At 70.7% G+C, this 13,260-nt stretch carries 15 protein-coding genes and 2 pseudogenes; 16 read left to right on the plus strand and 1 reads right to left on the minus strand.

What is annotated here, in order from left to right; genetic code table 11:
- Positions 1-105 precede the first annotated feature (105 nt).
- The 16 genes and pseudogenes from rpsP to C8250_RS43775 form a co-directional block, all read left to right on the plus strand.
- Positions 106-564, plus strand: coding sequence for a 30S ribosomal protein S16 (gene rpsP, locus C8250_RS30310; protein ID WP_138356445.1), 459 nt, complete (start codon positions 106-108; stop codon positions 562-564).
- 2 nt (positions 565-566) lie between these two features.
- Positions 567-806 (plus strand): RNA-binding protein, encoded by a 240-nt coding sequence (locus C8250_RS30315; protein WP_138356444.1) that lies wholly within the window; start codon positions 567-569, stop codon positions 804-806.
- A gap of 148 nt (positions 807-954) precedes the next feature.
- Positions 955-1,539, plus strand: a complete 585-nt coding sequence (gene rimM / locus C8250_RS30320; protein ID WP_138356443.1) for a ribosome maturation factor RimM — start codon at positions 955-957, stop codon at positions 1,537-1,539.
- On the plus strand, positions 1,539-2,351 hold the full coding sequence (gene trmD, locus C8250_RS30325) for a tRNA (guanosine(37)-N1)-methyltransferase TrmD (protein ID WP_138356442.1): 813 nt from the start codon (positions 1,539-1,541) through the stop codon (positions 2,349-2,351). Before rimM ends, trmD begins: the two co-directional genes overlap by 1 nt.
- 134 nt (positions 2,352-2,485) lie before the next feature.
- Positions 2,486-2,833, plus strand: a complete 348-nt coding sequence (gene rplS / locus C8250_RS30330; protein WP_138356441.1) for a 50S ribosomal protein L19 — start codon at positions 2,486-2,488, stop codon at positions 2,831-2,833.
- A gap of 33 nt (positions 2,834-2,866) precedes the next feature.
- Entirely contained in the window at positions 2,867-3,577 is a 711-nt protein-coding gene (gene lepB / locus C8250_RS30335) for a signal peptidase I (protein WP_138356440.1), read from the plus strand.
- A 61-nt stretch (positions 3,578-3,638) separates the two neighbouring features.
- On the plus strand, positions 3,639-4,850 hold the full coding sequence (lepB, locus tag C8250_RS30340; protein WP_138356439.1) for a signal peptidase I: 1,212 nt from the start codon (positions 3,639-3,641) through the stop codon (positions 4,848-4,850).
- Positions 4,851-4,938: 88 nt separating this feature from the next.
- Positions 4,939-5,646 (plus strand): signal peptidase I, encoded by a 708-nt coding sequence (lepB, locus tag C8250_RS30345; protein WP_232486039.1) that lies wholly within the window; start codon positions 4,939-4,941, stop codon positions 5,644-5,646.
- 65 nt (positions 5,647-5,711) lie between these two features.
- Positions 5,712-6,443, plus strand: coding sequence for a signal peptidase I (gene lepB / locus C8250_RS30350; RefSeq protein WP_138356438.1), 732 nt, complete (start codon positions 5,712-5,714; stop codon positions 6,441-6,443).
- The gene (locus C8250_RS30355) at positions 6,443-6,922 is read left to right on the plus strand and encodes an NUDIX domain-containing protein (protein WP_138356497.1); all 480 of its coding nucleotides are present in this window, start codon (positions 6,443-6,445) and stop codon (positions 6,920-6,922) included. The genes lepB (C8250_RS30350) and C8250_RS30355 overlap by 1 nt, the downstream gene beginning before the upstream one ends.
- A 39-nt stretch (positions 6,923-6,961) precedes the next feature.
- Positions 6,962-7,288 (plus strand): DUF2469 domain-containing protein, encoded by a 327-nt coding sequence (locus C8250_RS30360; RefSeq protein ID WP_138356437.1) that lies wholly within the window; start codon positions 6,962-6,964, stop codon positions 7,286-7,288.
- A 117-nt stretch (positions 7,289-7,405) separates the two neighbouring features.
- On the plus strand, positions 7,406-7,765 hold the full coding sequence (locus tag C8250_RS30365) for a YraN family protein (protein WP_138356436.1): 360 nt from the start codon (positions 7,406-7,408) through the stop codon (positions 7,763-7,765).
- Positions 7,765-9,375 carry a YifB family Mg chelatase-like AAA ATPase gene (locus C8250_RS30370; RefSeq protein WP_138356435.1) on the plus strand — a complete coding sequence of 537 codons (1,611 nt, stop codon included), beginning with the start codon at positions 7,765-7,767 and terminating at the stop codon, positions 9,373-9,375. The genes C8250_RS30365 and C8250_RS30370 overlap by 1 nt, the downstream gene beginning before the upstream one ends.
- On the plus strand, positions 9,375-10,520 hold the full coding sequence (dprA, locus tag C8250_RS30375; protein WP_138356434.1) for a DNA-processing protein DprA: 1,146 nt from the start codon (positions 9,375-9,377) through the stop codon (positions 10,518-10,520). Before C8250_RS30370 ends, dprA begins: the two co-directional genes overlap by 1 nt.
- A gap of 267 nt (positions 10,521-10,787) precedes the next feature.
- Entirely contained in the window at positions 10,788-11,624 is an 837-nt protein-coding gene (whiG, locus tag C8250_RS30380) for an RNA polymerase sigma factor WhiG (protein WP_138356433.1), read from the plus strand.
- A gap of 50 nt (positions 11,625-11,674) precedes the next feature.
- Positions 11,675-12,226 (plus strand): annotated as a pseudogene (locus C8250_RS43775) (helix-turn-helix domain-containing protein); the annotation flags it as partial.
- A gap of 142 nt (positions 12,227-12,368) precedes the next feature.
- On the opposite strand, the pseudogene C8250_RS30390 reads toward C8250_RS43775, so the two are convergent.
- Positions 12,369-13,022, minus strand: a pseudogene (locus tag C8250_RS30390) (M23 family metallopeptidase); the annotation flags it as partial.
- Between the last annotated feature and the right edge of the window lie 238 nt (positions 13,023-13,260).

Below are 13,260 nucleotides of genomic sequence, written 5' to 3' on the forward strand. Positions count from 1 at the left end.
ACCCTCTCTCCTTCGGCTGACGCGTCCGCTGGGCGCACGAATCCCACAACCCCACGTGGGTGTCCGCTGTGCCCAACCTCGTCAATTCCAGGAGAACCCACTCCCGTGGCAGTCAAGATCAAGCTGAAGCGTCTGGGCAAGATCCGTTCGCCTCACTACCGCATCGTCATCGCCGACTCCCGTACCCGCCGTGACGGCCGGGCCATCGAGGAGATCGGCCTGTACCACCCGGTGCAGAACCCGTCGCGCATCGAGGTCGACACCGAGCGTGTCCAGTACTGGCTGGGTGTCGGCGCACAGCCGACCGAGCCCGTGATGGCCATCCTCAAGGTCACCGGCGACTGGCAGAAGTTCAAGGGCCTGCCGGCCCCGGCTCCGATGCTCGTCGCCGAGCCGAAGGCCGACAAGCGGATCCTCTTCGAGGCCGCTGCCAAGGACGCCGGCAACGAGCCCAAGGGTGAGGCAATCACCCCGAAGGCCAAGAAGGCGGAGAAGGCCGAGAAGAAGGCCGATGACGCTGTCGAGGCCGCTGTTGAGGCCCCGGCCGAGACCACCGAGGCCTGAGCATGCTCGAGGAGGCTCTCGAGCACCTCGTGAGAGGCATCGTCGACAATCCCGATGATGTGCAGGTGTCTGCGAAGACCCTGCGCCGCGGGAGCGTCCTCGAGGTCCGGGTCCACCCGGACGACCTCGGCAAGGTGATCGGCCGCAACGGCCGCACCGCACGCGCTTTGCGTACTGTCGTGGGCGCCCTCGGCGGCCGTGGCATCCGCGTCGACCTCGTCGACGTGGATCAGGTCCGCTGAGACCAATGCAGTACCGGCACGGGCCGGGGGCGGCGATTGCCGGCCCCGGCCCGTTGTCGTGTTCCGGGACGGATCGTCGTGAACGGATCCGTCCTGCGGGAACAGGTTCTTCCGTGCGTGAACAGATTCTTAGTGAAGGGCAAGCAGAGTGCAGCTGGTAGTCGGCCGGATCGGGCGCGCCCACGGCATCAAGGGTGAGGTCACCGTCGAGGTGCGCACCGACGAGCCGGAGGTACGGCTCGGACCGGGCGCGGTACTGGCCACGGACCCGGCCACCGCCGGCCCGCTGACCATCGAGTCCGGCAAGGTGCACAGCGGCCGTCTGCTGCTGCGCTTCGAGGGCGTACGGGACCGCAACGGCGCCGAGGCGCTGCGTAACGTCCTGCTGATCGCCGAGGTGGACCCGGCGGAGCTGCCCGAGGACCCCGAGGAGTTCTACGACCACCAGCTCGTCGACCTCGACGTGGTGACCGTGGACGGTACGGAGGTCGGCCGCATCCTGGAGATCTCGCACCTGCCGGGACAGGACCTGCTGATCGTCGAGCGCCCGGACGGTACCGAGGTGATGATCCCGTTCGTCAGCGAGATCGTCCCGGAGATCGACCTGGAGAACCAGCGGGCCGTGATCGACCCGCCGCCCGGCCTGCTCAACGAGGCCGAGGCCGAGATCGCCAGCACCCGCGACACCGAGGGCGGCACCCGCGACTCCGACGGTGCTGACGGCACTGCCTGATGCGTATCGACGTCATCACGATCTTCCCTGAGTACCTGGAACCGCTGAACGTGTCGCTGGTCGGCAAGGCGCGGGCCCGCGGGCAGCTCGATGTGCGGATCCACAACCTGCGCGACTGGACCCACGACCGGCACAACACCGTGGACGACAGCCCGTTCGGCGGCGGCCCCGGCATGGTGATGAAGCCGGAACCGTGGGGCGAGGCGCTGGACGCGGTGACCTCGGAAGCGGGGGAGGAGCGGCCGGTGCTGGTCGTCCCGACGCCCAGTGGTCTGCCGTTCACCCAGGAACTCGCGGTCGAACTGTCCGAGCGGCCCTGGCTGGTCTTCACGCCGGCCCGCTACGAGGGCATCGACCGCCGGGTCATCGAGGAGTACGGCGACCGTTTCGACGTGCGCGAGGTCTCCATCGGCGACTACGTCCTGGCCGGTGGCGAGGCCCCGGTCCTGGTGATCGTCGAGGCGGTGGCCCGGTTGCTGCCCGGCGTGCTCGGCAACGCCGAGTCGCACCGCGACGACTCCTTCGCGCCCGGCGCGATGGCCGACCTCCTCGAGGGGCCGGTCTACACGAAGCCGCCCGTCTGGCGGGAGCGCGAGGTGCCGGAGGTGCTGCTGAGCGGCCACCACGGCAAGGTCGCCCGCTTCCGCCGTGACGAGGCGTTCCGCCGCACCACCGCCAACCGGCCGGACCTGATCGAGCGCTGCGACCCGGCCGCGCTCGACAAGCTGGACCGCAGACTCCTGGTGGAGCTGGGCTGGGAAGAGCTGCCGGACGGCCGATTTGGGCGCTCGGCCTCCGCCGTGGAAGAATAGGCGCCTGCTGTACGTCCGGCGGCGCCCCTGCCACAGGGGGACCGACGTTCGCCCGACGGAGCGGCATTCCGAATCATCATCACGACAGTTCCGCCGATGACCTGTGGCATGGGCGAAGGAAGCAGAAGATCTTCATGCATATTCTCGACTCCGTCGACAACGCCTCGAAGCGTGACGACGTCCCGGCGTTCCGCCCCGGTGACACCATCAACGTCCACGTGCGTGTCATCGAAGGCACCCGCTCGCGTGTGCAGCAGTTCAAGGGCGTAGTCGTCCGCCGCCAGGGCGCCGGCGTCCGCGAGACCTTCACGGTCCGCAAGGTCAGCTTCAGCGTCGGCGTCGAGCGTACCTTCCCGGTGCACAGCCCGATCTTCGAGAAGATCGAGATCGTGACCCGCGGTGACGTCCGTCGCGCCAAGCTGTACTACCTCCGTGAGCTGCGCGGCAAGGCCGCGAAGATCAAGGAGAAGCGCGACAACTGAGCCCATCGCGGGGCCGTATAGGCTCTCCGCTCGATGGACACGGACGCAGAACTCCCGGAGCGCGATCGCTCTTCCCCCGCTGAACAGCAGGGGAAGCGGCGGTCGCGCTTCGCTGTGTCCCCGTCGTCCCTGCCTCCGTGGTGGTCCGTGGCCCGCTGGTGGCGTACGGCGCTGCCCGCCGTCGCCTGTGTGGCCGCCCTCTTCCTGGCGAACGCCTTCCTGGTGCAGCCGTTCCTCGTTCCGAGCGGATCGATGGAGGGGACGCTGCAGATCGGGGACCGGGTGCTGGTGAACAAGCTGGCGTACCGTTTCGGCCGGGAGCCGGAGCGGGGCGACATCGTCGTCTTCGACGGTGACGGATCGTTCCTCCGGACCGGCGGGACCGACTATGTGAAGCGGGTGATCGGTATCGGCGGGGACCGGGTCACCTGTTGCGACGCGCTGGGCCGGCTCATGGTGAACGGTCATCCGCTGGACGAGGGCTATCTGTATCCGGGCGATACACCCTCCCAGGTACCGTTCGACATCCAAGTGCCGGCAGGGAGGCTGTGGGTGATGGGTGACCACCGTGGCGACTCCCGGGATTCCCGGGATCATCTCGGCGAGCCCGGCGGCGGCACCGTCCCGCTGGACGAGGTGATCGGGCGGGCCGACTGGATCGGCTGGCCGATCGGGCGTATGCGGTCCCTGGACCGTCCGGCGGTCTTCGCCGCCATACCCGAACCAGGTCGGGGCCGTGGGTAACCGCGGCAGGCCGCGGTACGGGCACCACCGGCCGGGCGCGGTCCGGCCGGTCCGTGCCGGCATGCATGCCGGCACGGACGCCCGGACGGGCCCGGGGCGCGATTCCGGCAACGGATCCGGCACCGGCGATGGCGGCGGCGATGGCGGCGGATCCGGCGACGGCTTCGGCTACGGATCCGTGCCGCGCGGCGGGCCCACCCGGGCGGAACGGCGCAAGCTGGCCCGCAAGGTCAAGCGCAAGCGGCGCCGGTCGGCGGCACGTGAGGTACCGCTGCTGCTCGTCGTGGCGCTGCTGATCGCCCTGGTGCTCAAGACGTTCCTGCTGCAGGCCTTCGTCATCCCGTCCGGTTCGATGGAGCAGACCATCAGGATCAGCGACCGGGTGCTGGTCGACAAGTTGACTCCGTGGTTCGGCAGCACGCCGCAGCGCGGCGATGTCGTGGTCTTCAAGGACCCGGGCGGCTGGTTGGCGAACGAGCCCAAGCCCAAGCCGGATCCGGTGGTGGTCAAGCAGGTGAAGGAGTTCTTCACCTTCATCGGACTGCTGCCGGCCTCGGGCGAACAGGACCTGATCAAGCGGGTGGTCGCGGTCGGCGGTGACACCGTGAAGTGCTGCGACAAGGACGGCCGGATTACCGTCAACGGCACTCCGTTGATCGAGCCGTACATCAATCCGGGTGATATCCCCTCGCAGTCGCAGTTCAGTGTGAAGGTGCCCATGGGGCGGGTGTGGGTGATGGGGGACCACCGCTCCAACTCCGCCGACTCCCGTTTCCACATGGACCAGGCAGGTCAGGGGACGGTGCCACTGGATCTGGTGGTGGGCCGGGCGTTCGTCATCGCGTGGCCGCTGGGTCATTGGCGCAAACTGGAGGAGCCGGGGACGTACGCCTCGGTGCCCGACGCGCGGTCGACCGGCACAAGTGCACTGGAACCGCCGACTAAGGTGGGCACGGCCAACAATGAGCAAGGAACGAACCCCCTCCCGACTCCTGCGGAACTCCCGCTCGTTATGGGAGTGGTGGGCCTGCGTCAGTCATGGCGCAGGCGGCAGCGTGGAATGAGGAGTGAACGTGGGGGACCTGGCGGTCGGCGCACGATCCGGATCCGGCGAGCCCGAAGACGGGGACATCCCGGCGGGCTCTGTCCAGAAGACGGCGGACGGCGGCTCGGCCCCCGATGCGGGGCACGAGAACGAGTCCGGGCACGAACCCGCGCCGGAACCCGGTGCGGCCGGTGGCGAGGACAGCGGCGCGGCGGGCCGGCGCCGTAGGCCGGAGCGCAAGCAGCGGTCGTTCTGGAAGGAACTGCCCCTGCTCATCGGCATCGCGCTGGTACTGGCGCTGCTGATCAAGACGTTCCTGGTGCAGGCGTTCTCCATCCCGTCGGACTCGATGCAGAACACCCTGCAGGAGGGCGACCGGGTTCTGGTGGACAAGCTGACCCCGTGGTTCGGCTCCGAGCCCGACCGCGGCGAGGTCGTCGTCTTCCACGACCCGGGCGGCTGGCTGCCCGAGAACCCGCCGCCCAGCGGCAACGCGGTGTCGCGGGGGCTGCAGTCGGCCCTCAGCTTCATCGGTCTGATGCCCTCCGCGCAGGAGAAGGACCTGATCAAGCGGGTCATCGGCGTGGGCGGCGACACCGTCGAATGCAACGGCACCGGTCCGCTGAAGGTGAACGGCAAGGCGCTCGTCGAGCCGTACGTCTACCCGGACAACACTCCGTGCACGATGGACAAGCCGTTCAAGGTGACGGTGCCCAAGGACCACATCTGGATGATGGGCGACCACCGCCAGAACTCGCTGGACTCCCGGTACCACATGGACCAGCCGGGCAACGGGTACGTCCCGCTCGACGATGTGGTCGGCCGTGCCTTCGTGAAGGCCTGGCCCATCAACCGCTGGGGCATGCTGCCCATCCCCGACACCTTCGAGCAGCCGGGGATCAACGCGGCGGGCGCCGCGCTGCCGGCCACCGCCGGCCTGGTGGGCGCGCTTCCGCTGGTGCTGATGCGCCGGCGCCGGCTGACCCGCAAGGGCGCGGAGGCCGCTGAGGGCTCCGCCGGCTGACCAGCCGGAAATGCCTGCCGGGGACTGCTGACCTCGGCGGGTACCGCCGGGTAGGGTGCGGATCCATGAGCAGCAGTTCCACGAGCAGCAGTGCGATACGTAGGGATGACGGCCGGCTCGGACACATACTGTCCGGGCTGGCCGTAGCCATGGGGTGTGTGCTGTTCCTGGGCGGCTTCGCCTGGGGAGCGGTGACCTACCGGCCCTACACCGTGCCGAGCCAGTCCATGCAGCCGACCGTGGAGCCGGGGGACCGGATCCTTGCGCAGCGTGTCGACGGGTCGGACGTCCGCCGCGGCGACATCGTGGTCTTCCAGGACCAGCTGTGGGGCAGCGCGACGCTGGTCAAGCGCGTCGTCGGCGTGGACGGCGACGTCATCACCTGCTGCGACAAGCAGGGCCGGATGCTCGTCAACGGCAAACCGGTCGAGGAGAGCTATCTGCTGCACGGCGGACCGGCGTCGATCACGCCCTTCAAGACCACGGTTCCCAAGGGGCAGCTCTTCCTCCTCGGCGACAACCGGGCCGAGTCGCTGGACTCCCGTGTGCACATGACCGGCGGCGAGACCGGTACGGTGCCGCGCGGCGCGGTCCGGGCCCGGGTGGACGCCGTGGCGTGGCCGCTGGGGCGGCTCGGCATGGTGGACCGGGCCAAGAACTTCACCGCGCTGCCCGGCGGGGTCTCCCAGCAGGGACCGCTGCGCTGGATCACCGTCGCGGTGTTCGCCGGAGCGGTGCTGATCCTCGGCGGCGCGGCGTACGGTCCGATCGCCCGCAGACTGCGCCGCCGCCGGTGATCAGGCGCCGCGCGGCCCGGGTCGTCCTGCTGGATCCCGCCGACCGCATCCTGCTGCTGCACGGCTGCGAACCGGCCGACCCTTCGACGACCTGGTGGTTCACTCCGGGCGGCGGGGTCGAGGAGGGCGAGAGCCTGGCCGCGGCGGCCCGCCGGGAACTGGCCGAGGAGACCGGGATGACCTCGGTGGAACTGGGGCCCGTGCTGTGGGAGCGGACGTGTTCGTTCGCGTTCGACGGGCGCCAGTGGGAGCAGGACGAGTGGTACTACCTGGCCCGCACCAGCACCACCGAGTTCGACACCGGTGGGCACACCGAACTGGAGCGGCGCAGCGTCACCGGGCTTCGGTGGTGGACCTGCGAGGAACTTCTGTCCTCTCGTGAGACGGTGTACCCGATCAGGCTCGCCGGGCTGCTGCGTACGCTGCTCGACGAAGGACCCCCACAATTCCCGATCCCGCTGGGGACGGAGCGTGACTGACGCACAATGGGGGGACGTACGGCTGAAGGGGAACATGCGATGAGCGCCGAGGACCTCGAGAAGTACGAGACCGAGATGGAGCTGAAGCTCTACCGGGAGTACCGCGATGTCGTCGGGTTGTTCAAATATGTGATCGAGACCGAGCGGCGTTTCTACCTGACCAACGATTACGAGATGCAGGTGCACTCGGTTCAGGGTGAGGTTTTCTTCGAGGTGTCCATGGCTGACGCCTGGGTGTGGGACATGTACCGGCCGGCCCGCTTCGTGAAGCAGGTCAGGGTCCTCACATTCAAGGACGTGAACATTGAAGAGCTGAACAAGGCCGATCTCGATCTGTCGTCCGACGAAGCGGGCTTCAACAGCTGACCCCGGGTGGGGATGACGGCCCGCTGACCGGCCTCTCCGACCGGGTTATCCACAGGTAAGTTCAAGATCATCTGTAGTGCACCACCTCCGTCACAGTGAGTGGCGGAGGTGGTGTGCGTGAACGCACGAGCAGCCCGTGGCAGGTACGGCGAGGAACTGGCGGCCCGCTGGCTGGCCACGGCCGGCCTGAGAGTGCTGGAACGGAACTGGCGGTGCCGCCGCGGCGAGGTGGACATCGTCGCGTCCGAGGGCGACGCGCTGGTGATGTGCGAGGTGAAGACCCGCACCGGCGGTGACTACGAGCACCCCATGGCGGCCGTCACCCCGCGCAAGGCGGAGCGGCTGCGGCTGCTCGCCGAGTACTGGCTCAGCGAGCACGGCGGCCCGCCCTCCGGCGGGGTGCGGATCGACCTGGTCGGGGTGGTCCTGCCCGGCCGCGGCGCGGCCCGGGTCGAGCATGTGCGGGGGGTGGCCTGATGGGCTTCGCCCGCACCTGCTCGGTGGCCCTGGTCGGCGTGGAGGGCGTGGTCGTCGAGGTCCAGGCCGACCTCGAACCGGGGCTGGCCGCGTTCACCCTCGTCGGACTGCCCGACAAGAGCCTGAGCGAGAGCCGCGACCGCGTCCGGGCGGCGATCGTGAACAGCGGAGAGACCTGGCCGCAGAAGAAACTCACCGTGGGCCTCAGCCCCGCCTCGGTCCCCAAGAGCGGCAGCGGCTTCGATCTCGGGGTCGCGTGCGCGGTCCTCGCCGCCAACGAACGGCTCGCGCCCCGGGCCATCGCCGATCTGATGATGATCGGCGAGCTGGGCCTCGACGGCCGGGTGCGGCCGGTCCGCGGAGTGCTGCCCGCCGTCCTCGCCGCGGCCGACGCCGGGTACCGGCACGTCGTGGTTCCGGAACGCACCGCGGCCGAGGCCTCGCTCGTTCCGGGAGTCTCGGTGCTCGGCATCCGTACCCTGCGCCAGCTCGTCGCGATCCTCAACGACGAGACGGTCCCGGAAGAGGAGGAAGACCGGGACGAGGGGCGTCCCGACCCGCTGTTCGCCGGGCTCGCGGTGCCCGGGGCCGGTATGGGCACCGGCGTCTCCGGCCGGGAGGTGGTCCCCGACCTCGCGGACGTCGCGGGCCAGCACACCGCCCGGCGTGCCCTGGAGATCTCCGCGGCCGGCGGCCATCACCTGTACCTGAAGGGCCCGCCGGGCGCCGGAAAGACGATGCTGGCCGAGCGGCTGGCCGGGCTCCTGCCACGGCTCACCGCACAGGAGTCGCTGGAGGTCACCGCGGTGCACTCGGTCGCCGGGATCCTCCCGCCCGGCAAACCGCTGATCGACACCCCGCCGTACTGCGCCCCGCACCACTCGGCGACCATGCCCTCCATCATCGGCGGCGGCAGCGGTCTGCCCAGGCCGGGCGCGGTCTCCCTGGCCCATCGCGGGGTGCTCTTCCTGGACGAGGCGCCGGAGTTCAGCGGCCGGGTGCTCGACGCGATGCGCCAGCCGCTGGAGTCAGGGCACGTCGTGGTGGCCCGCTCCGCGGGAGTGATGCGGCTGCCCGCGCGCTTCCTGCTCGCCCTCGCCGCGAACCCCTGTCCGTGCGGACGGTATTCGCTGCTGGGGCTGGGGTGCGACTGCTCGCCGGCGGCGGTTCGCCGGTACCAGGCGAGACTGTCCGGGCCGCTCCTGGACCGGGTGGACCTCCGCGTCCAGGTCGAGGCGGTGACCCGTACGGAGCTGATCGAGGGCGCCTCGGGCGCCGAGCCGAGCGCGCGGGTCGCGGACCGGGTGCGGCTCGCGAGGGAACGGGCGGCGGTCCGGTACGCGGAGACCCCGTGGCGGACCAACAGCGAGGTGCCCGGCCATGAGCTGCGCACCCGCTGGCAGGTGGGCCCGGCCGGACTGCGGGAGGCCGAAAGGGACATGGAGCGCGGACTGCTCACCGCCCGGGGCCTGGACCGCGTCCTGCGCGTGGCCTGGACGATCGCCGATCTCGCCGGGGTCGAACGGCCCGGTCCGCGGGAGATGGCGGAGGCCCTGCAACTGCGCACCGGTGTCGCCCGCGGGGTGCCGGCCGTCGTGGGCGGTGGCTGATGGCCGTCGGTGAGGAGGAGCGGCTCGCCCGCGCCGCGCTGACCCGGATCGCCGATCCGGGTGACGAGACGGTCGGCGGATGGCTGCGGGAGCGTGATCCACGGGAAGTGGTGCGGGAGATCCTGGCCGGTGTGCCGCTGCCGGGGGCGAGCGAGCGGCGGATGGCCGGGTACCGGATACGCGCCGGAGCGCTGGACCCCGCCGCGGATCTGGCCGCGATGGAAGCGCTCGGCGGGCGCTTCGTCTGCCCGGGCGACACCGACTGGCCGGCGCAGCTGGACGATCTCGGCGCCGCGCGGCCCTACGGCCTGTGGGTGCGGGGGCGGCCGAAGCTGCGGATGTGGGCCCTGCGGTCGGTCGCCGTGGTGGGCGCGCGGGCCTGTACCGACTACGGCGCCCATATGGCGGCCCGGCTGGGCGCGGGGCTGGCCGAAGCCGGCTGGGTGGTGGTCTCGGGCGCGGCGTACGGCGTGGACGGCGCGGCCCACCGGGGCGCGCTGTCGGCGGCCGGGGCGACCATCGCGGTGCTGGCCTGCGGAGCGGATGTGCCCTATCCGCCGGGGCATGCCGACTTGATCTCCCGGATCGCGGAACAGGGCCTGATCGTCGGGGAGTTGCCACCGGGCTCCCATCCGACCCGCAGCAGATTCGTGCTCCGCAACCGCGTCATCGCCGCCCTCACCCGCGGCACGGTGGTGGTCGAAGCACAGCACCGCAGCGGCTCGCTGATCACCGCGCGGTGCGCCCGGGAGCTGGGGCGGCTGACGATGGGCGTGCCGGGTCCGTGCACCTCGGGCCTCTCGGCCGGTGTGCATGAACTGCTGCGCCATGAGGCGGCGCTGGTCACCGACGCGGCGGAGGTCGTCGAGATGGTCGGCCGGATCGGCGGCGACCTGGCGCCCGAGCGACGTGGTCCAGTGCTGGCCAGGGATCTGCTGGAGGCCGCCGCCACGCGGGTGCTGGAGGCGCTGCCCGCCCAAGGCGGCGCCGGCGTCGAGCAGATCGCCCGCGCCTCGGCCACCGGAAAGGACGACACGCTCGGACGCCTCTACGAATTGCAGGCACTCGGCTTCGTGGAACGGGACGGAGAACGATGGAAGTTGACGCGATTCACCCAGGACCGGACGGTTCCCCGAGCAGAGTGACCCGGTCAACACGGAGCACCTCGGGGGAAGGTGGTTGACCTGGGGCAATCGGGTGAAGAGGTTTGGAGTCGGCGTGGGGAATGCATGATTGCTCAACATTCCCTCGCGGGAGACTCGCGGCGGACTCGCAGCCCCGAACCCCCCAGCGGAACGTATCTGCGCATGCCCCATACGGAAGTCGTAGCAATAAGCGACACTATGGTCACGCTACGCTCCCATTGACCCCATTTTCCGCCCACGTCTCGGCAGAACGGCACAAGACGACGCATGCCCCAGCACACCCCCGGGCCGGACCGGGCCACGGCGGCCACCGCCGCGCGCAGTGCCCCCCGTCCCGCCGCCCCCACCTCGCTCGACGCGCTGTGGCGGACCTACAAGTCCACGGCGGACGCGAAGCTCCGGGAGCAGCTCATCCTGCACTACTCGCCGCTGGTGAAGTACGTCGCGGGACGGGTCAGCGTCGGTCTGCCGGCCAACGTCGAGCAGGCGGACTTCGTGTCCTCGGGGGTCTTCGGGCTCATCGACGCCATCGAGAAGTTCGACCCGGAACGGGCGATCAAGTTCGAGACGTACGCGATCACCCGGATCCGCGGCGCCATGATCGACGAGCTGCGGGCACTGGACTGGATCCCGCGCTCCGTACGGCAGAAGGCGCGTGCAGTGGAGCGCGCCTACGCCACCCTGGAGGCCTCGCTGCGGCGCACCCCCAGCGAGTCCGAGGTCGCTGCCGAGATGGGCCTCGGACTGGAGGAACTGCACGGAGTGTTCAGCGCCCTGTCGCTGGCCAACGTGGTGGCGCTGGAGGAGCTGCTGCACGTCGGCGGTGACAGCGGCGACCGGCTCAGCCTGGTCGACACCCTGGAGGACACCGGTGCCGACAACCCGGTGGAGGTCGCGGAGGACCGCGAGCTGCGCCGGTTGCTGGCCCGCGCGGTGAACACCCTCCCGGAGCGCGAGAAGACCGTTGTGACGCTCTACTACTACGAGGGGCTCACGCTCGCCGAGATCGGCCAGGTGCTCGGTGTCACCGAGAGCCGGGTCAGCCAGATCCACACCAAATCGGTGCTGCAGTTGCGCGCGAAGCTGGCGGACGTCGGCCGCTGACGCCGGTCACCGCCTACAGTGGACGGGTGCCCAGGATTCGAGCGGCCTCGGTGGCCGAGCACCGGACGATGCAGCGCGACGCCCTGCTGGACGCCGCCCGATCCCTCCTGACCGAGGGCGGCACGGAGGCGCTGACCTTCCCCGCCCTGGCCGAACGCACCGGCCTCGCACGGTCGTCCGTCTATGAGTACTTCCGCTCCCGGGCGGCTGTCGTCGAGGAACTGTGCTCCGTCGACTTCCCGGTCTGGGCCGCCGAGGTCGAGGCGGCGATGGAGGCCGCCGACGGCGCCGCGGCCAAGATCGAGGCGTATGTCCGCAGCCAGCTCACCCTGGTCGGCGACCGGCGGCACCGGGCCGTGGTGGCCATCTCGGCGGGCGAGCTGGACGCCGGGGCCCGCGAGAAGATCCGCGCGGCGCACGGCGGTCTGGTCGCCATGGTGGTCGAGGCGCTGGGCGACCTCGGACACGAGGAGCCACGGCTGACGGCGATGCTGCTGCAGGGCGTCGTGGACGCCGCGGTGCGCCGGATCGAGCTGGGCGCCGCCGAGGTCCCTGAGCGGATCGTCGACGCCGCGGTGGCTATGGCCCTGCGCGGAGTGCAGAGCCCGGCCACCACCTCAGCCCCGACCCCGGAACCGGCCCTGACCCCGGAACCGGCCCCGGTATCGGATTCGGTATCGGATTCGGTATCGGATTCGGCCACGAGCCCCCTCGTGGAACAGCTGTAGTTCCCGTTCCGGCCGCCGGCTCGGGAACGCCGAACACCGGCAGCAGCCGGGACCGGCCGGCGCGCTTCATCCAGTCGGGCAGCAGGGTCAGCGGGTCGAGGTAGACGTCCCCGCGCAGCAGCCCCCAGTGCAGACAGCCCGCGGGGCAGTGCCACGGCCCGCGCTCCAGCACTCCCACCACCTGGCCCGCGGTCACCTCGTCACCCACCGCGACCTGGGCCCGTACCGGTTCATAGGTGGTGCGCAGACCGCCCGGCAGCAGGACCGAGACCACATCGACGCCGGCCACCCGGCCGGCGAACGACACCCTCCCCGGCGCGGCTGACCGCACCGGAGTGCCCGGTCCCGCCCGGAGATCCACTCCTCGGTGCCCACGGCCCCACGGAGACGCGGGTGGCTCGAAAGCGCGCTCCACCACCGGCCGCCCGCCCGCAGCCCCACCCGCCGTCCCACTCCCCGCCCCACCCGAGCCGCCGTCGACCGGCCAGCTCCGGGCGCTGGGCGAAGGCTCCCCGAGCGCCCCGGGCGAAGGCACCCCGGCCGCCCTGTTCGACGCCACCCCGGCGGGCCCGCCGGGACTCGCGACCGGCAGCGGTACGGCGAAGGCCAGCGAGGCGAGGAGCGAGAGCCACAAGGGCAGAACGAAAGGAAGAACCGGGGAAGCGACCATGCTCCGACGGTCCCGTATTCCGGCCGCGAAAGACGATCATGAATGCGGCCTGTGGATAAACCGGTGGCCGAAGAAGCTGTCGTTCCGCACTCCGCCGGTCACGTACACTTTCTCTGGCGATCCGGGTCACCGGGTCGACTTCGCACGCCCCGCCACCGACTTCCTCGTGAAGGGTGGCCGCGCCCCTCGGTCCCTCGTGGCACGGCGCGTCGGGGCGTCAGGCGCGACGGCCGTCCGG

It is taken from the genome of Streptomyces sp. So13.3 (assembly GCF_005860785.2).
GTDB lineage: Bacteria > Actinomycetota > Actinomycetes > Streptomycetales > Streptomycetaceae > Actinacidiphila > Actinacidiphila fildesensis.